The organism is Citrobacter portucalensis, assembly GCF_023374935.1.
GTDB classification, from domain to species: domain Bacteria; phylum Pseudomonadota; class Gammaproteobacteria; order Enterobacterales; family Enterobacteriaceae; genus Citrobacter; species Citrobacter portucalensis.
The window spans coordinates 209,646-232,440 of the sequence record NZ_CP092466.1; the positions used below are offsets into that span (position 1 = coordinate 209,646).

18 protein-coding genes and 1 pseudogene are annotated in these 22,795 nt (G+C 52.0%); 11 read left to right on the forward strand and 8 right to left on the reverse strand.

Going from position 1 to position 22,795, the window contains the following annotated elements:
• Position 1 precedes the first annotated feature (1 nt).
• The 3 genes from dppD to LY264_RS01015 all read left to right on the forward strand — a co-directional run bounded on the left by dppD (position 2) and on the right by LY264_RS01015 (position 3,365).
• A complete protein-coding gene (gene dppD, locus LY264_RS01005; RefSeq protein ID WP_003024317.1) occupies positions 2 to 985 on the forward strand; it encodes a dipeptide ABC transporter ATP-binding protein in 984 nt (327 codons plus the stop codon).
• A complete protein-coding gene (dppF, locus tag LY264_RS01010) occupies positions 982 to 1,986 on the forward strand; it encodes a dipeptide ABC transporter ATP-binding subunit DppF (protein ID WP_003827418.1) in 1,005 nt (334 codons plus the stop codon). Before dppD ends, dppF begins: the two co-directional genes overlap by 4 nt.
• A gap of 176 nt (positions 1,987 to 2,162) precedes the next feature.
• The gene (locus tag LY264_RS01015; protein ID WP_071692526.1) at positions 2,163 to 3,365 is read left to right on the forward strand and encodes a sigma-54 interaction domain-containing protein; all 1,203 of its coding nucleotides are present in this window, start codon (positions 2,163 to 2,165) and stop codon (positions 3,363 to 3,365) included.
• A gap of 35 nt (positions 3,366 to 3,400) precedes the next feature.
• On the opposite strand, the gene LY264_RS01020 is transcribed toward LY264_RS01015, so the two are convergent.
• Positions 3,401 to 4,699, reverse strand: coding sequence for an aromatic amino acid transport family protein (locus LY264_RS01020; RefSeq protein ID WP_043018665.1), 1,299 nt, complete (start codon positions 4,697 to 4,699; stop codon positions 3,401 to 3,403).
• Positions 4,700 to 4,816: 117 nt separating this feature from the next.
• The gene (megL, locus tag LY264_RS01025; RefSeq protein WP_008786414.1) at positions 4,817 to 6,013 is read right to left on the reverse strand and encodes a methionine gamma-lyase; all 1,197 of its coding nucleotides are present in this window, start codon (positions 6,011 to 6,013) and stop codon (positions 4,817 to 4,819) included.
• A gap of 425 nt (positions 6,014 to 6,438) precedes the next feature.
• Between megL and LY264_RS01030 the strand changes: the two genes are divergently transcribed.
• The 4 genes from LY264_RS01030 to LY264_RS01045 all read left to right on the forward strand — a co-directional run bounded on the left by LY264_RS01030 (position 6,439) and on the right by LY264_RS01045 (position 11,938).
• Positions 6,439 to 6,546, forward strand: a complete 108-nt coding sequence (locus LY264_RS01030; protein ID WP_003827426.1) for a type I toxin-antitoxin system toxin Ldr family protein — start codon at positions 6,439 to 6,441, stop codon at positions 6,544 to 6,546.
• Between the two features lie 226 nt (positions 6,547 to 6,772).
• Positions 6,773 to 8,779 carry a biofilm formation regulator HmsP gene (gene hmsP, locus LY264_RS01035; protein ID WP_071692525.1) on the forward strand — a complete coding sequence of 669 codons (2,007 nt, stop codon included), beginning with the start codon at positions 6,773 to 6,775 and terminating at the stop codon, positions 8,777 to 8,779.
• A 157-nt stretch (positions 8,780 to 8,936) separates the two neighbouring features.
• Entirely contained in the window at positions 8,937 to 10,223 is a 1,287-nt protein-coding gene (gene dctA / locus LY264_RS01040) for a C4-dicarboxylate transporter DctC (RefSeq protein WP_008786411.1), read from the forward strand.
• A gap of 221 nt (positions 10,224 to 10,444) precedes the next feature.
• Positions 10,445 to 11,938, forward strand: a complete 1,494-nt coding sequence (locus LY264_RS01045; RefSeq protein WP_048227288.1) for a M16 family metallopeptidase — start codon at positions 10,445 to 10,447, stop codon at positions 11,936 to 11,938.
• 99 nt (positions 11,939 to 12,037) lie between these two features.
• On the opposite strand, the gene kdgK is transcribed toward LY264_RS01045, so the two are convergent.
• Positions 12,038 to 12,967 carry a 2-dehydro-3-deoxygluconokinase gene (gene kdgK / locus LY264_RS01050; RefSeq protein ID WP_249457480.1) on the reverse strand — a complete coding sequence of 310 codons (930 nt, stop codon included), beginning with the start codon at positions 12,965 to 12,967 and terminating at the stop codon, positions 12,038 to 12,040.
• A 230-nt stretch (positions 12,968 to 13,197) separates the two neighbouring features.
• Here kdgK and pdeH point away from each other — a divergent pair, with 230 nt between their 5' ends.
• A complete protein-coding gene (gene pdeH / locus LY264_RS01055; RefSeq protein WP_008786408.1) occupies positions 13,198 to 13,965 on the forward strand; it encodes a cyclic-guanylate-specific phosphodiesterase in 768 nt (255 codons plus the stop codon).
• 78 nt (positions 13,966 to 14,043) lie between these two features.
• A complete protein-coding gene (locus LY264_RS01060) occupies positions 14,044 to 16,104 on the forward strand; it encodes an AsmA family protein (RefSeq protein WP_048227286.1) in 2,061 nt (686 codons plus the stop codon).
• A gap of 83 nt (positions 16,105 to 16,187) precedes the next feature.
• Here LY264_RS01060 and LY264_RS01065 read toward each other — a convergent pair whose 3' ends face one another.
• The 3 genes from LY264_RS01065 to LY264_RS01075 form a co-directional block, all read right to left on the reverse strand.
• The gene (locus LY264_RS01065) at positions 16,188 to 17,510 is read right to left on the reverse strand and encodes an MFS transporter (protein WP_003023312.1); all 1,323 of its coding nucleotides are present in this window, start codon (positions 17,508 to 17,510) and stop codon (positions 16,188 to 16,190) included.
• 334 nt (positions 17,511 to 17,844) lie between these two features.
• The gene (gene yhjD, locus LY264_RS01070; protein ID WP_048215344.1) at positions 17,845 to 18,846 is read right to left on the reverse strand and encodes an inner membrane protein YhjD; all 1,002 of its coding nucleotides are present in this window, start codon (positions 18,844 to 18,846) and stop codon (positions 17,845 to 17,847) included.
• Between the two features lie 71 nt (positions 18,847 to 18,917).
• Entirely contained in the window at positions 18,918 to 19,817 is a 900-nt protein-coding gene (locus LY264_RS01075) for a LysR family transcriptional regulator (RefSeq protein WP_048227285.1), read from the reverse strand.
• A gap of 119 nt (positions 19,818 to 19,936) precedes the next feature.
• On the opposite strand from LY264_RS01075, the gene LY264_RS01080 reads away from it, so the two are divergent.
• Together LY264_RS01080 and LY264_RS01085 are read left to right on the forward strand one after the other, a co-directional pair.
• Entirely contained in the window at positions 19,937 to 20,695 is a 759-nt protein-coding gene (locus LY264_RS01080) for an SDR family NAD(P)-dependent oxidoreductase (RefSeq protein ID WP_048215346.1), read from the forward strand.
• 371 nt (positions 20,696 to 21,066) lie between these two features.
• Positions 21,067 to 21,672 (forward strand): helix-turn-helix transcriptional regulator, encoded by a 606-nt coding sequence (locus LY264_RS01085; protein ID WP_003827446.1) that lies wholly within the window; start codon positions 21,067 to 21,069, stop codon positions 21,670 to 21,672.
• A 15-nt stretch (positions 21,673 to 21,687) separates the two neighbouring features.
• On the opposite strand, the pseudogene LY264_RS01090 reads toward LY264_RS01085, so the two are convergent.
• Together LY264_RS01090 and LY264_RS01095 are read right to left on the reverse strand one after the other, a co-directional pair.
• Positions 21,688 to 22,037 (reverse strand): annotated as a pseudogene (locus LY264_RS01090) (glycoside hydrolase family protein).
• A gap of 86 nt (positions 22,038 to 22,123) precedes the next feature.
• Positions 22,124 to 22,663, reverse strand: coding sequence for a GNAT family N-acetyltransferase (locus LY264_RS01095; RefSeq protein ID WP_048215348.1), 540 nt, complete (start codon positions 22,661 to 22,663; stop codon positions 22,124 to 22,126).
• Positions 22,664 to 22,795 lie beyond the last annotated feature (132 nt).

Below are 22,795 nucleotides of genomic sequence, written 5' to 3' on the forward strand. Positions count from 1 at the left end.
GATGGCGTTATTAAATGTAGATAAATTATCGGTGCATTTCGGCGACGTAGGTTCCGAATTCCGCGCCGTAGACCGCATTAGCTACAGTGTGAATCAGGGTGAAGTGGTTGGCATTGTAGGAGAGTCCGGCTCTGGTAAGTCCGTCAGTTCGCTGGCGATTATGGGACTGATTGACTACCCAGGCCGCGTTATGGCCGAAAATCTGGAGTTTAATGGTCGCGACCTGAAGCGCATCTCTGAGAAAGAGCGTCGCCAGTTAGTGGGCGCGGAAGTGGCGATGATCTTCCAGGACCCGATGACCAGCCTTAACCCCTGCTACACCGTCGGCTACCAGATTATGGAAGCTATTAAAGTGCACCAGGGCGGCAACAAAAAAACGCGTATTCAGCGGGCAATAGACCTGCTGACGCTGGTGGGTATCCCCGATCCGGCCTCACGTCTTGATGTATATCCTCACCAGTTGTCCGGTGGGATGAGCCAGCGCGTGATGATCGCGATGGCGATAGCCTGTCGTCCGAAACTGCTGATTGCCGACGAACCGACAACGGCGCTGGATGTGACTATTCAGGCGCAGATCATCGAGCTACTGCTGGAATTGCAGCAAAAAGAGAACATGGCGCTGGTCTTAATCACGCACGATCTGGCGCTGGTGGCTGAAGCGGCACACAAAATCATCGTGATGTACGCCGGCCAGGTGGTAGAAACCGGAGCCGCGCAGGATATTTTCCGCGCGCCACGTCATCCTTACACCCAGGCGCTGCTGCGCGCGCTGCCTGAGTTTGCTCAGGATAAAGCACGTCTGGCCTCGCTGCCGGGCGTGGTTCCCGGGAAATATGACCGCCCGAGCGGCTGTTTGCTGAACCCACGCTGCCCCTATGCGACCGACAAATGCCGCGCTGAAGAACCTGAACTGAACCTGCTGGAAGGCGGTCGTCAGTCGAAATGCCACTACCCACTTGATGATGCCGGGAGGCCTGGGCTATGAGTACGCAAAAGGCCGCTTTGCCACAGCCGCTGTTGCAGGCTATTGATCTGAAAAAACACTACCCGGTGAAAAAGGGCATGTTCGCCCCGGAGCGCCTGGTGAAAGCGCTGGACGGCGTCTCCTTTACCTTAGAGCGTGGTAAAACGCTGGCGGTGGTAGGCGAGTCGGGCTGTGGGAAATCCACCCTTGGCCGCCTGCTGACGATGATTGAAGTCCCGACCGGCGGTGAGCTGTATTACCAGGGACAGGATCTGCTTAAGCACGACCCGCAGGCGCAAAAGCTGCGTCGGCAGAAAATCCAGATTGTATTCCAGAACCCGTACGGTTCCCTGAACCCGCGTAAAAAAGTGGGACAGATTCTGGAAGAGCCGCTGCTGATCAACTCCACGCTCAGCAAAGAGGAACGTCGTGAAAAAGCGCTGGCGATGATGGCGAAAGTGGGGCTGAAAACCGAACACTACGACCGCTATCCGCATATGTTCTCCGGCGGTCAGCGTCAGCGTATTGCCATCGCTCGCGGTCTGATGCTTGATCCGGACGTGGTGATTGCCGATGAACCGGTCTCAGCGCTGGACGTTTCGGTGCGTGCGCAGGTGCTGAATCTGATGATGGATTTGCAGCAGGAACTGGGGCTGTCATACGTCTTTATCTCGCACGACCTGTCGGTGGTCGAGCACATTGCCGATGAAGTGATGGTGATGTATTTAGGCCGCTGCGTGGAGAAAGGGACGAAGGACCAAATCTTCAATAATCCGCGTCATCCGTACACGCAAGCGCTGCTCTCCGCAACGCCGCGTCTGAACCCGGACGATCGCCGTGAGCGTATCAAGCTGACCGGTGAACTGCCAAGCCCGCTGAATCCGCCGCCGGGCTGCGCGTTTAACGCCCGCTGCCGTCGTCGCTTTGGTCCGTGTACCCAGCTTCAGCCGCAGTTGAAAGATTACGGCGGTCAACTGGTGGCGTGTTTTGCCGTTGACCAGGATGAGAACCCACAGCAATAAACCTGGGTTATGACCCGATAACCGGAGCCTTGTGCTCCGGTTTTTTTATATTTTCTCTTTACGTCCACAATGTGAGTCCTTTGGCAGAACATTATTCCACAGCGTCTAGAATGTAGTCAGATTCCCTCTAGTCACAGAAATATCTATTTCGCAGTTGCTAACTACCAGGAGCAAATGTGGTCACGATACGCTGGGATATTAAAACAATTGATCGTCTGTCGATGGTTGAGGATGTCCTGAAGGAGTTTTCCTGCTGTGATATCAATATCATCTCCATGAAAGTCACGCCTGGGCGGATCCTGATTAAATCCTGGTGCCGCCAGCTACAGGATATTTCCTGTGTGCAATCCTGTTTAAGCCAGCGCGCCGATATTATTCATGTCGCTTACCTCTGTGAGGAGATAAGTGAGCTGTCAACGCCGGAGCCGGAACGGCCGCGCTATTTCTCTGACATTATTTGCAGCAGCCAGAGCATGCACGCGCTTATCGAAAAGGCGATAAAAATTGCCGACAGCAAATATACCGTTCTGATCCGTGGCGATACGGGGACCGGTAAAGAGCTGCTGGCCCGGGCTATCCATAATTCCGGGCAGCGACGTTTTTATCCGTTTATTCCGGTCAACTGCTCTGCGCTACCTGAGTCGCTAATGGAGAGTGAATTCTTTGGCTATGAGAAAGGGGCTTTCAGCGGCGCGGATTGTAAAGGCAAAAAAGGGCTGTTTGAAATGGCCGATAAAGGCACCCTTTTTCTCGATGAGTTTGGCGAAATGTCGCTGAGCTTACAGGCTAAACTCCTGCGCGTGCTTCAGGATGGCGGGATTCGGCGCGTTGACGGGGCACAAATTATTCCGGTCAATGTGCGCATTATTGTGGCAACCAATGCCAATCTGGAAGAGATGGTGGAACAACGTCTGCTGCGCGCCGATCTCTATTACCGCATCAACGTGCTTTCACTGACCATTCCACCTTTGCGCGAGCGCCCACAGGATATCAGCCTGCTGATTCGCCACTTTGTGCAGAAATACGCGAAGGAATTCCAGCGGCGGATCATTCTGGATAAAGCCTGTTTTGATGCCCTGCACCATCACACCTGGCCGGGAAACGTGCGCGAACTGGAAAATACCATTATTCGCCTGATGCTGATGGCGGAATCCGATGTTATTACGCGGGAAGAATTAGGGATGGTGAATTTGCCTGCCGTTGAGCGGGGCGCGACAGAACGTCCTTTTAAAGAGCAGGTTCTCTGCGCTGAACGCCAGCTCATTGAACAGATGGTGGAAGATAATGTGTCGTCACGGCATATCGCCAAAGCGCTGGGCGTGTCGCACACCACGGTGCTGAATAAAATTCGCGGCTATCAGCTGGAGAGTGTAGGTTAAGCGCCGCCAGCGTCTGACGGCGCGATATACATGGGTTATTCAATCAGCTTCAATAAGGGCGACAGGCACAGCAGAATTCCGTACAGCAGGATCAACCAGGTTTTCAGTCCGCGCAGTTTTTCCAGTTGCGTGACTTTATAGATCAGGAAGAACGGAATAATACACGACACAATCCCGTAAAGCGGGCTACCTAACTGGAAGAACACCAGTACCGATACGCGAAATGACACCCAAATGACCAGGGTGATAACAATAAAGGTGCAAATACCCAGCGTAAGCACCAACGGATTAATTTTCTCAACGTCAATGACGCGGCTCAGAACGTTGAGAATAATACCTTTGATCGCTTCGTGGAATCCCAGATAAATACCAAAGAACGCGGTTAATACGGCGAAGATATTTAATACCGTTGAGGTGATATGAATAATCTGCCCAGGAATGACCTGAGCCGCCAGCGCCAGTGCTGAAATATTTTGTTCGAAAGCCGAAACGGCCTCTTCATGGCTAATGGAAAAGGTAAAAGAGAAGGAGAAAAACAGAATGACAGCAATCAGAGTAATGTAACTGATGCGATGCGTACGGATTGCCATACGCGTAGCCAGCACCCGGTCTGCCACCCGTTTGCGGTAGGCGATGTTCATTGGGTTCAACACCTGAATAAACACCGCTGAGAAGAAGCAAAACGGGATGGTTAGCAGTACATCACGAAAGAAGACCGATGCTTCAGGGAAGGCGCTGATATTAGCGAAGTTCCAGTGCGGAACCATCGCAAAACCAAATACGATGATGATACCCACTTTGACCACCACCATCGGGCCGGAGATTTTGAACAGCAGCTTTTCTCCCCCGGAAGCAATGGCGACCAGCACGGCAAAAATGGCCACTTTGTAGATTATCGATTGTGAAAGATCGGCCTCGGTCAAGCCGAAGGTTTTAATATATGAGGCGCTGTCAAAAACCACGGATAAGGAATAAATAAATATGCCGTGAATAATCATCAGAAAATAGATGACGCCAAGAAATACGCCCCAGTTTTTTCCCAGATAATGACTTATAATATCCGTGTAGTCATTACAGGTTTCGCTTTCTGATAATGTTTTTAAATAAATATCCTGCACAATATAAGTTGCCGGATAAGCAATAATAAAGGCAACGATAAATACCCAAATGCCTGTTAAGCCAATTTGTACCGGCATCAGTACCGTTCCGGCACCAATGGCCATGCCGATACACAGTAATACCCAGCCAAAATCGTATTTCGTAAACGGTATTTTTTTTGAGAATGGTACGGCGGTTGCTGTATTGTTGCTTAATTGTAATGTGTTGTCCTGCATAGAACCCCCTGCCCAAAATACACTTTCTTCCCGAAAGAGGATCGCGTGTATTGCCAGACTGTTGTGCCTTGATTCTCAACTACCTGAACCGAACGGCGTCGGTTCAGGCCATATTGGTCAGAATGTTGCCTTTCTGATGGCGTGTTCAAGGTCGTTAATAATATCTTCTGGATCTTCAAGACCCACAGAAAGACGGATAAGCCCGTCGGTAATACCTGCTTTGAGCCGTTCCTCAGGTGCAACGGGCGAATGTGTCATAGACGCTGGGTGCTGAATGAGGGTTTCGGTATCACCGAGACTGACCGCGAGGAGGCACAATTCTACAGAATTGATCATCCGCCTACCAGCCTCGAGGCCGCCGGCGATTTCGAAGCTGATAATTCCACCTGGCAGGCTCATTTGCCGCTGGCCCAACTCATACTGTGGATGCGAAGTCAGGCCAGGATAATACACCCGAGTAATAGATGGATGCCCTTCGAGGAAGCGGGCTATTTTCAGCGCATTTTCACAGTGGCGTTCCATACGAATGCCCAGCGTTTTAACGCCGCGCAGTGTTAACCACGCATTGAAAGGACTCATGCAGCCGCCGGTGATATCTTTCAGGCCTACAAACCGCGCCTGGTCGATAAACTCCTGCTTACCAACAATGATGCCGCCAATCACATCCCCGTGACCGTTGATATATTTGGTGACGCTGTGAACCACAATATCCGCACCCAGTTGCAAAGGCTGCTGACAGTATGGCGACATAAAGGTGTTATCCACCACCAGCAATGCGCCCTGTTGATGGGCGATACCGGCCACCGTTTCAATGTCGACCAGCGACAGCGTTGGGTTGGCGGGCGTTTCGATATACACAACTTTGGTTTCTGGTCGCATGGCGGCGCGGATTTCTTCAGGCTTTGCCGCGTCGACAAAGCTGACGTTAATCCCAAACTTCGGCATGCTGTGCGACAAAAACGCGTGGGTGCAGCCGTAAATCGCGCTGGCGGAAACGATATGGTCACCCTGCTGGCAAAGGGTCAACAGCGTTGTGGTGATAGCAGAAATACCGGACGCGGTTGCCAACCCGGCTTCACCTCTTTCCAGTACCGCCAGCTTTTTCTCCAGCGCATCGGTGGTGGGGTTACCCAAGCGGGTGTAAATGTACCCGGACTCTTCGAGCGCAAAGCGAGCGGCACCTTGTTCGGCGCTGTCAAAAACAAACGTTGAGGTCTGGAAAATAGGCGTACTAAGCGCGCCAGTTGAAGGGTCGGGTTGTTGCCCCGCGTGAACGATCTGGGTGTTGAATCCGTAAGTACGACAGTCAGACATGATATCTCCTTTAATTCGGAACAGAACAGCTCACAGTCAAATAGCAATCGCTGTGCCAGAAAATGAACTGATAGATATCAATGTGTTATGTTTTTGTCTGAACTAATGGTCGGCAGAAATGTTGCCAACTGGAAAGAATCTTTCCAGCGTGCTGGTGAGAAAATGGGTGAATTGCGAGGCGCTACGCAGAGCGCAATATTGCGCAGTGATATGGCAAGTGGGCTGCCGTAGAATCAGCGGCAAGCCGGGAATTCCCGGTGAGGCGCAATGTTGCGGGGGCTTGATCCCCGGCGGCATCGGTTGCTGGAAAGAGAAAACCCCCGCACGTTGTTCGGTATAAACCAGGCAACAAGACGGGGGCTAACTTGACTCCAGACAAGTTAAGGATAGCCGCGAACAGTTGCCATTGCAACACAGGCGGCTATATGACGCTCGCACAGTTAGGCGTGGCCTTCTGGCACGATTTAGCGGCTCCCATCATCGCTGGCACCATTGCCAGCCTGATTGTGAGCTGGCTGCGTAACAGGAAGTAATGCGCTTTGTGGGCGTCTGCCTGCCGTGATGGCAACATGCGCCCGAACCAGGCCGCAGGGGGCGACCTTGCGGCCTTTTTCGGCTTAAATGCAGATAAATCTCGTCGCCAGGTGCCTATCCTGTCGCGATAATGCACGCTGGGAAGTTTTCAGATACCGCCTCTCTTAATACCGCTACGATCGGGTATACTCTGACGGCAGTTTCGTCTATCCGTGGAGAGTCAGTTTGCGTGTCAGTCGCTCGTTAACAATTAAGCAGATGGCAATGGTTGCGGCCGTTGTTATGGTGTTCGTTTTTATTTTTTGCACCGTTTTGTTGTTCCATCTGGTCCAGCAAAACCGCTATAACACGGCTACGCAACTGGAAAGTATCGCTCGCTCCGTCCGTGAGCCTCTGTCGGACACTATCCTGAAAGGGGATATTCCCGAAGCGGAAGCCATTTTAAAAAGTATTCGGCCAGCGGGCGTGGTAAGTCGCGCCGATGTGGTGCTGCCCAATCAGTTTCAGGCGTTGCGGATGAGCTTTATCCCTGAACGCCCCGTTCCTGTTACGGTGACTCGCCTGTTTGAGCTTCCGGTACAAATTTCGCTGCCGATCTATTCTCTTGAGCGTTCAGCTAACCCGCAACCGCTGGCGTATCTGGTACTGCAGGCGGATTCGTACCGTATGTACAAATTCGTGATGAGTACGCTCTCGACGTTAGTGACCATTTACTTACTTTTGTCGTTAATACTGACCGTCGCCATCTCCTGGTGCATTAACCGCTTGATTGTGCACCCCTTACGTAAAATTGCCCGTGAGCTGAACGACATCCAACAGCAGGATCTGATTGGCTATCAACTGGCATTGCCGCGTCTACATCAGGATGATGAGATTGGTATGCTGGTGCGTAGCTACAATCTTAATCAGCAGTTGATTCAGCGACATAGCGAAGAGAAAAGCGACTTTGCAATGCGTTTCCCGGTTTCCGAACTGCCCAATAAGTCGTTTTTAATGGGGCTGCTGGAGCAGGTTGTTACCCGCCAGCAGACGACGGCGCTGATGATTGTCACCTGCGAAACCCTACGTGACACCGCGGGTGTGTTAACCGAAACTCAGCGGGAAATCCTGCTGCTTACGCTGGTCGAAAAACTCAAGTCGGTATTAGCCCCCAGGATGGTGCTTTCCCAGGTGAGTGGCTATGACTTCGCCATCATCGCCCATGGCGTAAAAGAACCCTGGCACGCTATTACTTTAGGTCAGCAAGTACTTACTATCGTTAACGAGCGATTACCTATTCAGGGTATTCAACTGCGTCCTACCTGCAACATTGGGGTAGCAATGTTCTATGGTGATTTGACCGCAGAACAGCTTTACCGCCGCGCTCTCTCGGCCGTATTAACCTCGCGCCATAAGGGTAAAAATCAAATTCAGTTCTTTGATCCGTTACAGATGGAAGAGGCGCAGCAGCGTTTGACGGAAGAGAACGATATTCTCAGCGCGCTGGATAACCAGCAGTTCGCGCTTTGGATGCAGCCGCAGGTGGAAATGTCCAGCGGTAAGGTATTGAGCGCAGAAGCATTATTGCGGATGCAGCAGCCGGACGGAAGCTGGGAGTTGCCCGAAGGGTTAATCGACAGGATTGAGTCCTGCGGCCTGATGGTGACGGTTGGTTACTGGGTGCTGGAAGAGACGTGCCGCCAGCTGTCAGCGTGGCAGGAACGGGGTCTGATGCTGCCGCTGTCGGTGAATTTGTCCGCACTACAGCTGATGCACCCGAGTATGGTCTCGGACCTGCTGGAGTTGTTAAACCGCTATCGCATCAAGCCTGGTACGTTGATCCTGGAAGTGACTGAAAGCCGACATATCGATGATCCCCACGCCGCGGTGGCCATTTTGCGCCCATTGCGTAATGCGGGAGTACGTATCGCACTGGATGACTTTGGCATGGGGTATGCGGGCCTGCGACAGCTGCAGCACATGAAGTCGCTACCGGTGGATGTCCTCAAAATCGATAAGATGTTTGTCGATGGGGTACCTGAGGATTGCAGCATGATCTCCGCCATCATTCAGTTGGCCCACAGCCTTAATTTGCAGATGATCGCCGAAGGTGTCGAAACCGAAGCGCAGCGTGAATGGCTATCACATGCCGGGGTGGAAGTGGCACAAGGGTTCCTGTTTGCCCGACCGGTTCCGGCAAATATCTTCGAAGAACGTTATCTGGCGCCGGAAAGCGCTGATTACAAAAGTTAAAAAAGGTCTCGCTTGTGCGAGCCAGCTCAAAATTTTTAACATTTTTGTATCAATTATGATCCAGGTACATTTCTGTCAAGTTGTGTGGGTGTTACTTTAAGGCCGCAGGTTAAACAAAACCTTACAAGACCTGTGGTTTTTACTTTAAGGACACCCTATGAAAACCTCTATATTCAAAAGCCTTTACTTTCAGGTCCTGACAGCGATTGCCATTGGTATTCTCCTTGGCCATTACTACCCTGAATTAGGCGCCCAAATGAAACCGCTTGGTGATGCCTTCGTTAAGCTCATCAAGATGGTCATCGCACCTGTCATCTTCTGTACTGTCGTTACCGGCATTGCAGGCATGGAAAGTATGAAAGCTGTAGGCCGCACCGGTGCGGTTGCACTGCTTTATTTTGAAGTGGTCAGTACGATTGCGCTGATCATCGGTCTTATCATTGTTAACGTGGTGCAACCCGGTGCCGGGATGAACGTCGATCCGGCGACGCTGGATGCCAAAGCGGTTGCGATTTACGCCGAACAGGCAAAAGACCAGGGGATCGTAGGTTTCCTGATGGATATTATCCCGGCGAGCGTCATTGGCGCGTTTGCCAGCGGTAACATCCTGCAGGTATTGCTGTTTGCAGTAATGTTTGGTTTTGCGCTGCATCGTCTGGGCAGCAAGGGCCAGATGATTTTCAACGTGATTGAAAGTTTCTCGCAGGTTATTTTCGGCATCATCAATATGATCATGCGCCTGGCGCCTATCGGTGCTTTCGGTGCTATGGCCTTTACCATCGGTAAATATGGCGTCGGAACGCTGGTGCAACTGGGTCAGCTAATCATCTGCTTCTACATCACCTGTATTCTGTTTGTGGTGCTGGTGCTGGGTTCAATTGCGCGCGCAACCGGCTTCAGTATCTTTAAATTCATCCGCTATATCCGTGAAGAGCTGCTGATCGTTCTGGGTACTTCTTCTTCCGAGTCTGCGCTGCCGCGTATGCTCGATAAGATGGAAAAACTGGGCTGTCGGAAGTCGGTTGTCGGACTGGTTATACCCACGGGCTACTCGTTTAACCTTGATGGGACATCAATCTATCTGACGATGGCGGCGGTGTTTATCGCTCAGGCGACCAACAGCCACATGGATATCTTCCATCAGATAACCCTGTTGGTGGTGCTCCTGCTCTCCTCAAAAGGTGCAGCGGGTGTGACCGGGAGTGGCTTCATTGTTCTGGCCGCGACTATCTCTGCGGTGGGGCATTTACCGGTTGCAGGCCTGGCACTGATTCTTGGTATTGACCGCTTCATGTCTGAAGCCCGTGCGCTGACTAACCTGATTGGTAACGGTGTTGCAACTGTCGTTGTGGCTAAATGGGTGAAAGAATTGGATACCAAAAAGCTGGATGACACGCTGAATAATCGTGCGCCGGATGGCAAAACGCACGATTTATCCTCTTAATCTCGTCACTTATGCCCGTAGTCCCTTCCAGGACTGCGGGCGTTTGCGCATAATTACCCCCTGTGCCTGAAACCGTCGATTCGGCGGCTCGGGATTTTTTCACTTCTTCCGTGACATTTTTATGTTCTCGCGGTCTAACACGAAGTGTTTTTAACGTCATATTCAGAGAGTCCTTTCGAGGGCTGTCTTTTTATTTCCAGGATAGTTGATCAGGGGTTCACATGCAGGGCACAAAAATTCGACTTTTAGCGGGCGGCTTGCTGATGATGGCCACTGCCGGCTATGTGCAGGCAGATGCGCTCCAGCCTGATCCAGCGTGGCAACAGGGCACGCTGGCAAATGGTTTACAGTGGCAAGTGTTAGCCACTCCCCAGCGTCCGAGCGACCGTATTGAGGTTCGCCTGCTGGTCAATACCGGTTCACTCACCGAAAGTGCGCAACAGAGTGGTTTCAGCCATGCGATCCCGCGTATCGCGCTGACGCAAAGCGGTGGCCTCGATGCCACGCAAGCCCGTTCACTGTGGCAGCAGGGGTTCGATCCCAAACGTCCCATGCCGCCGGTTATCGTTTCCTACGATTCCACGCTGTATAACCTCAGTCTGCCTAACAGCCGTAACGACCTACTGAAAGAGTCACTTTCTTATCTGGCAAATATCTCCGGTAAACTGAGCATCACCTCTGAAACGGTCAATCATGCGCTGAGTAGCGAAGACATGGTTGCAACCTGGCCGTCAGATACCAAAGAAGGGTGGTGGCGTTACCGTCTGAAGGGATCGACCCTACTGGGGCACGATCCTGCCGATCCGCTGAAAACGCCGGTAGACGCGTCGAAAATTCAGTCTTTCTACCAGAAATGGTATACCCCGGACGCGATGACGCTGATCATCGTCGGTAACGTTGATGCACGCAGCGTAGCTGAGCAAATCAATAAAACCTTTGGCGAGTTAAAAGGAAAACGCGAAACGCCTGCACCGGTTCCCACGCTCTCTCCGCTGCGAGCAGAAGCCGTGAGCATTATGACCGATGCGGTACGCCAGGATCGCCTGTCTATTATGTGGGATACGCCGTGGCAGCCGATCCGTGAATCTGCCGCGCTGTTACGTTACTGGCGCGCTGATTTAGCGCGTGAGGCGCTGTTCTGGCACATTCAGCAAGAGCTAACCAAAAACAATGCCAAAGACATTGGCCTCGGATTTGACTGCCGGGTGCTGTTCCTGCGCGCGCAGTGTGCGATTAACGTTGAGTCGCCGAACGATAAGCTGAACGCCAATCTGGGTACGGTTGCGCGTGAGCTGGCGAAAGTGCGTGATAAGGGACTGCCGGAAGAAGAGTTCAATGCGCTGGTAGCGCAAAAGAATCTGGAACTGCAGAAGCTGTTTGCCACCTATGGTCGTACCGATACCGATATTTTGATCAGCCAGCGTTTGCGCTCGCTGCAAAATCAGGTGGTGGATATTGCGCCTGAACAGTACCAGCGTTTACGCCAGAGCTTCCTCAACAGCCTGAGCGTTGAGATGCTGAATCAGGACCTGCGTCAGCAGCTGTCGCAAGATATGGCGTTAATTCTGCTGCAGCCGAAGGGCGAACCTGAATTCAATATGAAGGATCTGCAGGCGACGTGGGATAGCATTATGGCGCCCGTTACCGCAGCGGCAACGTCTGTTGAAACGGATGAATCACACCCTGAAGTGACGGATATCCCGCCTGTACAGTAAAGGGTATCGTAACCTGTAAGCCGGGCAAGCGAAGCGCTCCCGGCTTACCCAGTGCCGGATGCGGCGTTAACGCCTCATCCGGCCTACAGGAACAATAAATTATTGCGGCATGGCGTCGCGGGGGATAATCGCCCCACGATGCTGAATGACGGTGCTTGCCGTCAGGTGGCCTCGTTTTGCGGCTTCGGCAGCATCGCCACCGGTCAGACGAATCGCCAGATATCCGGCGCTGAAGGAGTCTCCGGCCGCAGTGGTATCGATCACTTTCTCTTTCGGTAGTTTAACTGCCGGAACGTCGATCAGTTCTTCGCCTGCAATTGAAACCAGGCAAGAGTCTGCGCCACGCTTCACAACCACTTCCTGAACGCCAGCAGCGTGAGTACGGGCAATCACCTCGGCAACGGGTTTTTCACCCCACAGTGCGTCTTCATCGTCCAGCGTCAGGAATGCGATATTGGTGCATTCCAGCATCTGCTGATACACCTGCTGGGTTTCTTCTTTGCTGCTCCACAGACGTGGGCGGTAATTATTGTCAAAAATGACCTTTCCACCGTTGGCACGGCATTCACGCAGCAATGACAGCAGCTTGTCACGGCTTGCCGGGCTTAAAATCGCCAGGCTGATTCCGCTCAGATATAAGTAGTCAAATGTCGCCAGCTCTTCGCAAATCGCGGCAGACTGATCGCTCTCCAGCCAGAATTTTGCGGCGGCTTCATTACGCCAGTAATAGAAGGTGCGCTCGCCAGTGCTGTCGGTCTCAATGTAGTAGAGACCCGGCAGGCGGTTTCCCATGCGTTGGATTAATGAGGTATCTACGTTTTCACCCTGCCAGGACTCCAGCATTTGTTGGCTAAAACTGTCGGTACCCAGTGCAGTCACATAGTGTACGGAAAGTGCCGCCGCATCGACCTGACGGGCGATATAAACGGATGTATTCAACGTGTCGCCACCGAATCCGCGCTGAACGTCAGCGCCTTTCTGTGACAGCTCAATCATGCATTCGCCAATCACGGCAATCTTTCTGGACATAGTCGTAACCTGCTCTGAAAAAAATTAGCGTTAGTGTGCGCTGTGGGTGTTAAGTGGTCAACTATATTAAAACATCGTTCCATTATTTTTTTGAGCCAGCACGTGTTCTGCGTTGTTTTTGCCGCTTAGTTTTTATTTTTGCGCACAGCTGAACGTAAAGTTCTTCGTCTGAGCGCCGATAACCTTTGACGAGTCCGGTCAGTCACACTCTTATTTACAGGACATCTCAGATGATAAAGCAGGTTACCCAGCAGCTCATTACGCCCGATGCGAGTATTGAAAGCTTGCTGGAAAGACGCTATTGGCTGCAGTGCGAGCGTGCTTACACCTACCAGCCAATTTACCAGACCAACGGACGGCTGATGGCCGTTGAACTGCTGACCGTCGTGAGCCATCCTGATAACCCTTCCCAACGTATTGCACCAGACCGCTATTTTGCTGAAGTGGCTGTACGGCATCGTGTTGATGTAGTGAAAGAGCAACTTCTGCAGCTTGAGCTGAAAGGGGGCTTTTTCAGAGCCAACAACCTGCTGGCTTCAGTGAATGTCGATGGACCAACACTCATTGCGATGCGTCAGGATCCCGAAATCCTGAAAATCATTGAAGGCCTGCCGTGGCTGCGTTTTGAGCTGGTGGAACATATCCGCTTGCCGAAGGGGTCGTCGTTCGCCTCAATGTGCGAGTTCGGCCCGCTCTGGCTGGATGACTTTGGTACCGGAATGGCGAACTTCTCGGCGCTTAGTGAAGTGAGTTATGACTATATCAAAGTGGCGCGGGATCTGTTCGTCATGCTGCGCAAGACGCCGGAGGGACGTAATCTCTTCACACTACTATTGCAGCTCATGAACCGCTATTGCCGCGGTGTCATTGTCGAAGGCGTTGAAACGCTGGAAGAGTGGCGCGATGTGCAAAACTCACCGGCTTTCGCTGCGCAAGGCTATTTTCTCTCTCGTCCAGTGCCTCTGGATACGCTTGAAGAGGTGATCCTGTCGCTTTGATGAGGGCGTAGTGCACCTCCTTTTCATCCTGCTGGACTATCTTTAGGACAGGCAAGGAAGGAAGTAAGGAGGTTAGACATGACGAAAACAGGTAAAATAACCATATCAGTAATAGGGGTTTTCTTGTTGTTGATCGTCGTACTCATCATTGTGATTGCGACATTTGACTGGAACCGGCTCAAACCGACCATCAACCAGAAAGTCTCTACAGAACTCAACCGGCCCTTTGCTATACGGGGTGACCTGGGCGTGGTTTGGGAACGCCAGAAGCAGGAAACTGGCTGGCGTAGCTGGGTTCCGTGGCCGCATGTTCATGCTGAAGATATTATCCTCGGCAACCCGCCAGATATTCCTGACGTCACCATGGTGCATCTGCCGCGTGTTGAAGCTACGCTCGCCCCGCTGGCACTGCTGACAAAAACCGTCTGGCTCCCGTGGGTCAAGCTGGTCAAACCCGATGCGCGGCTGATCCGCCTGTCGGAGAAAAACAATAACTGGACCTTTAACTTAGCTGGGGACGAAAACCGCGATCCTGATGCGCCGCCATCCGCATGGTCTTTCCGGCTGGATAACATTCTGTTCGACCAGGGACGTATCGCCATTAACGATAAGGTGACGAAGTCGGAGATTGAGATCCTGGTCGATCCGCTGGGTAAACCGTTACCCTTTAGCGAAGTGACCGGCGCAAAAGGTAAAGAGAGCAACGCCCGCGTCGAGGACTACGTGTTTGGGCTGAAAGCGCAAGGGCGATATAACGGCGAACCGCTAAGCGGTAGCGGAAAAATAGGCGGGATGCTGGCGCTGCGTGGCGAAGATACGCCTTTCCCGATTCAGGCTGATTTCCGTTCGGGCAATACGCGCGTAGCGTTTATCGGCACGATAAACGATCCGATGAATATGGGCGGGGCGGATCTGCGGCTTAAATTCTCGGGAGATTCACTAGGGGATTTGTACGATTTGACCGGCGTACTGCTCCCGGATACGCCGCCGTTTGAAACCGACGGACGTCTGGTGGCGAAAATTGACCCGGAAAAATCCTCTGTTTTTGATTATCGCGATTTCAATGGTCGTATTGGCGACAGCGATATTCACGGAACGCTGGCCTACACCACCGGTAAGCCGCGCCCCATGCTGAAGGGTGATGTGGAATCACGCCAGTTGAGGTTGGCCGATTTGGGGCCGCTGATCGGGGTGGATTCAGGCAAAGGGGCGGAACGGGCAAAACAATCTGAACAACGCAAAGGTGAGAAGAGCGTTCAGCCTGCGGACAAGGTCTTGCCGTATGACCGTTTTGAAACCGATAAATGGAACGTGATGGACGCTGACGTGCGTTTCAAAGGACGGCGTATTGAGCATGGCAGTAGTCTGCCGATCAGCGATCTCTCCACTCATATCATCCTGAAAAATGCCGACCTGCGCCTGCAACCGCTGAAATTTGGTCTTGCGGGAGGCAGCATTGTCTCCAGCATCCATCTGGAAGGGGATAAAAAGCCGATGCGGGGACAGGCGGATATTCAGGCGCGGCGGCTGAAGCTAAAAGCGCTGATGCCCGATGTGGAACTGATGCAGAAAACGCTCGGTGAAATGAACGGGGACGCTCGGTTTAGCGGAAGTGGAAACTCGGTAGCGGCGCTGCTGGGTAACAGCAATGGCAACCTGAAACTGCTGATGAATGACGGCTTGATCAGCCGGAATCTGATGGAAATTGTGGGCTTGAATCTGGGGAACTATCTTGTCGGGCAGATATTTGGTGATGACGAAGTGCGGGTGAACTGCGCGGCGGCGAATCTGGATATTGTTAACGGCGTGGCGCGTCCGCAGATTTTTGCTTTCGACACGGAAAACGCAGTCATTAATGTCACTGGTACGGCGAGCTTTGCGTCGGAGCAACTGGATTTAACCATCGATCCGGAGAGCAAAGGGATTCGTATTATTACTCTGCGTTCGCCGCTGTATGTTCGCGGCACCTTTAAGAATCCGCAGGCTGGCGTGAAGGCCGGACCGTTGATTGCGCGCGGTGCGGTTGCTGCCGCATTAGCCACGTTAGTCACTCCTGCGGCGGCCTTGTTGGCGCTGATTTCGCCGTCAGAGGGTGACGCGAATCAGTGCCGGACGATCCTGTCACAGATGAAGAAGTGATGTCTGGCCGGATGTTTATCCGGCCAGGATTTCATGTTCAACCCAGGCCGGATAAGGTGGTTACGCCGCATCTGGCAAAAGAATTACAACGACTGATGGCGGGTTTCGTGGGTCAACAGCAGTGCAATCAGCGTCAATGCCGCCATCGATGCCAGATACGTACCAACAGCCGCCAGACCATAATTTGCCTGCAACCATGCAGCGATGTATGGGGCAACTGATGCGCCGAGAATCGACGAAACGTTGTACGAGAACGACGCCCCCGTGTAGCGCACTTCGGTCGGGAACAGCTCCGGAAGCAGTGCGCCCATTGGGCCAAATGTCAGACCCATCAGGCTTAAGCCCAGCAACAGGAAGGCGAACACCAGCACCGGATTGCCAGAGCCGAGCAGCGGTTTAAAGGCAAACAGCGCAAACAGAATGATCAGCGTGGTTATGATAAGCATGCTCTTGCGGCGACCAAACGCATCGGCCAGCAGGCCCGCCACCGGTACCATGACGCCAAAACCAATAACCGCCATCATCAGCATCCACAACACTTCATTACGCGGCAGGCCAAGCCCTACGGGCGCTGCGGCGGTACTGAACGTCATCGAATAGACGGTCATGATATAGAACAACGTATAGGTCGCCAGCATGATGAACGTGCCGAGGATCGTCACGCGAACATGTTTTGTCAGTAGAGTACCCAGCGGGATTTTCACCTGTTTTTTCGCCGCGGCTACTTTGGCGAAGACCGGGGATTCATGCAACGAAACGCGGACGTACAGACCGATAATCACCAGCACCGCGGAGAAGATGAACGGTACGCGCCAGCCCCAGCTCATGAACTGTTCGTCGGTCAGCAGCCAGGAGAGCAGCAGAAAGGTACCGTTGGCGAAGAAGAAACCGATAGGCGCGCCCAACTGCGGAAATGATCCGTACAGCGCGCGTTTGCGCGGTGGCGCATTTTCCGTCGCCAGCAACGCTGCGCCGCCCCATTCACCGCCCAGACCTAAACCCTGACCAAAACGCGCCAGCGCCAGCAGCAGTGGGGCGAAAATGCCGATAGTTTCATAGCCCGGCAGCAGGCCAATGACGACTGTCGAGATCCCCATGGTAAGCAGTGAAGCAACCAGCGTGACTTTACGGCCGACGCGATCGCCGAAATGTCCGAACACCGCGGAACCGATTGGTCGGGCCACAAAGGCGATAGCAAAAGTGGCGAGGGACTGTAGCGTAGCCGCGGTCGGATCCCCCTGCGGGAAGAAGATATGCGGGAACACGATCACCGCGGCGGTGGCGTAAATATAGAAGTCGAAGAACTCAATGGCGGTGCCAATGAGCGAGGCGACGACAACTTTATTGCGCGAGTTGACCGGGGTGTGTTCCTGTTCGTTGTCGAGTGTTGTGGCTGTTGCTTGCATAATATTTTCTTATTTTTGGCCGAACGAAAGGTCATATTACGCACAGCAAAAGAGACATTTCAATCTGTAACAAACTTTGAGATTGGTCAAAAACAGAGCAAAAAGGGGATAATTTTTAGGCTTGAGATTTCACTTCCATGAAATGCTTCACACAATTTAAAACTTGGATGATAAAACTGGTTTTTGGTTAAATAAAAGTTACGGGTTGGATTTATTCACTAAATCAGTGAGAGCGGGCGGCATTATAATTGCCGGATGGCGCTACGCTTATCCGGCCTACAAAAGTCTCCCGTAGGCCAGATCAGCGCAGCCCCATCCGGCCAGTTAACAAAGATTAGCGGTGTGTTTTCCCCGGCATACGCGGGTCGTCTTTGTATTCCGCCGTGGCAATCCAGGCTGCGCAAAACAGGGTCAGACGAGCGAAGAAGTAGAAGAATGCCATCAGTCCAAGCACGGAACCAAATGCCGCGCCTGACGGCGACTGCACCAGTGATGGCAGCGTATACGTCATGATCATTTTGATGACTTCAAACCCCAGCGCCGCGATAAAGGTACCGCGTATGAGCGCTTTCTTACGCGGTCGGTGACGCGGTAGCCGCCAAAAAATCCAGAAGAACAGCAGGTAGTTGGCGAAAATAGAGATGGTCAGGCCGATCAGTCGCCAGGCGGGCTTCAGCCATTCGATACCGTCGAGATACAGCGCAGAGATAATCATCTGCTGGGCGGAACCGGCGATAGAGGTAATGGACAGAGTAACAATCAGCGCAACCAGTAAGCCAATCAAGGAAACAAAATCACGCAGATATTTGACCCAAATTTTTTCCTGATCCTGCGGCGTACGTTCCCAAACATCCCGCGACTGGGCACGAATCGCTTCGCGCAGGTTCCCCATCCAGTTAATGCCGGAATAGAGCGCGATACCCAGCCCAACCAAACCTACGGTCGTACGCTGCTGAACGGCGGTATTGATGGTGTTTTTCAGCGTAGAGGCGAGCGTCGGATCGCTGACGTTCAGCAGAATCTTGCTGAAGATATCCTGCAACAGCGTAGGGTGCGAAGCGAGAATAAAACCCGCAGCGGCAAACGACACCATCAGGATTGGGATCATCGACAGAAACGAGAAGTAGGTAATGGCGGCGCCAAACTGATTTCCCATACGATCGTTAAACCGCTCTGCGGCACGAATAAGATGGGCGATGATGGGCTGGCGTTGAATTTTATCAGCGAAGGTCAGCGCGGTTTTCAGCGCCTGGTTCGCTTTAGCGTTTTTCTCCGGCGCGGCGGAGGCTGATTTATGTTCTGGCGTAGGGTGTTTTGCGTCTTGTTCCTGCGTCATCCGATCGGTTGTCCTTATTTTGTTCACTCATGACATTATAGCCTGCTCAGGGGCGCATCCTGAAAAATGGACTAATCCACATAGTCTTTCATCACGCCAGTCAGCCATTCCATAAACAGATGTATCCGGCGGGAGAGGTTGCGCCGATGCGGATAAAGCAAAGAGACTGGCATTGGCTCGGCGCGATATTGCGGCAACACTTCGACCAGCGTACCGGCGCGCAGGGCATCACGCACGCCAACGCGCGGCACCTGAATAATGCCCAGACCGGCAAGGCATGCCGCGTGATAGGTTTCGGTACTGTTTACCGTTAGCATGCCGCCGGTTTTAACCCATTGCGTACCGTTTTCTGTCGCCACTTCGAAACCTTGCGCACGCGTTCCCAAATTGACCGAGTAATGCACCACTGCATGCGAGGCAAGATCCTCCAGGCTTTCCGGGTAACCAAAGCGGGCGAGGTATTGCGGGCTGGCGCAGTTAATCTGCGTGAGTTTCCCCAGCGGGCGGGCAATCAGCCCTGAATCTTTCAGCGTACCTACGCGTACCACACAGTCGAAACCTTCGCGGATCAAATCCACCAGGCGGTCGCTGCTGCTGAGTTCGAGTTCCAGGCCCGGATACTGATGCAAAAAGCTCGGTAAGCGGGGCATCACCAGGTTTCTTGCTACACCGACCGGCATATCAACGCGCAGCTTGCCGCTGATGCTGGACGGATCGTGATGGAACAGCCCATCCAGCTCATCCAGATTACTCAACAGATCTTTCGCGCGTTCGTAATAGATCATGCCGTCTTGCGTGAGCTGAACGCGGCGTGTTGTGCGGTGCAACAATTGCGTGCCCAGATGATTTTCCAGAGCCTGGATCTGGCGCGATACGCTACCTTTAGGAAGTCCGAGGGTGTCTGCCGCGCGCGAAAAGCTCTCCAGTTCTGCGACGCGGATGAACAACTGCATTGCGTGAATTTTATCCATTCTCATGCCCTATTGTTGTTCTAAATGAAACAGTAATGCGCAGTTAGCAGTATTTATTGTTCTTCTATCACCTAATAAGCTTTGTCTCAATCTTCACAACACCTGAAATGAGGTTTCTTATGACGCAACGTATCGCATTGGTGACTGGCGGCGGCCGTGGACTCGGTAAGAACGCGGCGCTGAAGCTGGCGAGTAAAGGAATCGGTATTATCCTGACGTGGAACAGCAATGAAAAAGAAGCGCAGCAGGTTGTGGATGAAATACGCCAATCTGGCGGTAAAGCGGCGGCATTACCGTTGAATGTCGGTGATATTTCTACATTCCCTCAGTTTGTTCAACAGGTGCAGGGAACGTTACAAACGCAGTGGCAAAGTAACGCATTTGATTATTTATTGAACAATGCCGGGATCGGCATTAACGCACCGTATCCGGCATTTACTGAAGCGCAATTTGACCAACTTTTGAACATCCATTTTAAGGGCCCCTTTTTCCTGACGCAGAGCTTGCTACCGCTGATGAATAAAGGTGGTCGCATCCTCAATGTCTCGACCGGGCTTGCCCGCTTTGCGCTACCGGGTTACAGCGCATACGCAGCCATGAAAGGTGCGATGGAAGTGTTAACCCGTTATCAGGCAAAAGAGCTGGGAGAGCGCGGCATAACGGCGAATATTATTGCGCCAGGCGCAATAGAAACGGATTTTAGCGGCGGAAATGTGCGGGATAATGCGCAATTGAATGCGTACATTGCATCGCAAACGGCGCTGGGACGCGTTGGTTTGCCGGATGATATCGGCGATGCAATTGCTGCGCTGCTTAGCGATGAACTGGCCTGGATGACGGCACAGCGTATCGAGGTATCTGGCGGAATGTTCCTGTAAACCCATAAGGTGCTTATTCAACATGTCATGGCATGCGTTGAATAAGCACTTAATGCTAGATTGTATTTTGTAACAGATTTATCCATTGTCGTAGATATCTTATTTTTAGCTAAAAATATAAAATCATATTAATTAATATTCATTGTCTTATCATGAGCATCGAATATTAAGACTTTCCCTAATTTTCGAACCTGTTTTTGTTCCTTTGTATGATCCTTCGGGTTGAGCTGTAACTATTCATAACTTCTGCTTCTTTCTTCCCCATCTATCGGTAAAATGGCCCCCCGCCAAATGGTGACTTCTTATTTTACCCTATGGGTAATACCCTTCCGCATGTTAAGGCTAATATCCTATTCGGATGGAGATAAATAATGCAGGTAGTAATGTTTGACAGGCAGTCAATATTTATTCATGGAATGAATGTAAGTTTGCAGCAACGTATTCCAGGAGTGGATGTTCAGGGTGTCAGTCAGGCAGATGAACTTTGGCTGACGCTGGAAGATAAACCCGAGGCATTAGTTATATTGGATGGCGACCTTGATGCTGAGTTCTGCTGTAGCTTGCTGCAACAGATAGCAGAGCGCTTTGCGATGGTGAAGGTGCTGGTGACCGCAACGGACTGCCGTAAAAAATGGCTGCAAGAGGTCACTAAACTGAACGTGCTGGCCATTGTTCCGCGCGATTCTGACGCGGAAACCTTTACGCTGGCCCTCAATAGCGTCGCGATGGGTATGATGTTTATCCCCAGAGACTGCATAACCGCTACCGAAAGCGGTGGGCAAAATATCAGATTGCTCAGCGCGCGTCAGCGGGAGATTTTGACCATGCTGGCCGCCGGAGAATCTAATAAACAAATTGGTCGACTGTTAAATATCAGTACCGGAACGGTAAAAGCCCATCTTGAATCGTTGTACCAGCGCCTGGAGGTAAAAAACCGTACGCAGGCGGCAATGATGTTAAACAACACCATTTACTAGGAACATATTTCACAGTCAGAATATTTCTGGCTGTGAAATAAACACCGGCCAGATATTTTAGCGCAAAATTGGGTAATTCCCACACTGAATATCCACGTAATTAATGCTTCCAGCTGAAACCTGTCTTTTATTTGCGTCATTTCCTTATGGATGAATGCCTCGCAGATCCTTATATCTGCGAGCAGCAATGTTTCTGCCTGCATCACCGTAATTGGGGTATCAAAGGATTCATTGGCGGTGATTTCGTGTCCGTAGCCAATGACCCAGATGCCTTTTTTGTCCTGATACTTTTCCAGCGACAGGCCCTGCCATTGCTTAATAAATGCAATACAAGCGGGCGTGAAATGCGTCGAACGCAGCGGCATAATAGTCTCTGTGCAAAGAGACCTATTCTAAAAAAAACACGCCGTTACGCTAGTTGCCTGACAGCCAGTATTTACCGCAAAACGACCTATGCCGTGGGCGGCTGATATTCCTGTTTTAACAGACCAAAAATCCAGTCATCGTGCCAGGTATGATGTAGCCAGTAGCTTGCGCGTAGCGTGCCTTCATGAATGAACCCGACCTTTTCCAACAGACGCCGTGAGGCTTCGTTTCCTGCGGTGACACAGGCGGTCAGTCGCCGCAGACCGCCGCTGGCAAATGCGTATTCACACACGGCATGCAGAGATTCAGCGCCATACCCTTTACCCTGCGCCTCTGGGGCGAGCAGAAAGCCAACCTCGGCACACTCATTGCTCTCCTGAATGTATCCTGTCACGCCAAGCGGTGCTCCCGATGTCTTATCGCACAGGAGCAGACATAGCCAGTGCGGGCTGCCGGGAAACCATTCAGGCAGGCGGGAGTCGAAGGCTGTCCGTATTTCCTCTTCAGTACGTGCGTCAGCGACAAAGCGCATCACATCTGGGTTCTGCTGTAGCGTTAAGAAGAACGTCCAGTCATTTTCTGTCAGTGGGCGGCAGAGCAGACGTGATGTTTGCAGTACAGGCACAGGCTTATCTCCAGAATAATTTTCAATGATTGTGCGGAAGTCACTGTAAAACTTATTTATTTGCTATATGAATGTGTTCTAGTCTACATCGGCACAACGTTGCGTTTAAAAAAGATAATTACATACCATTGT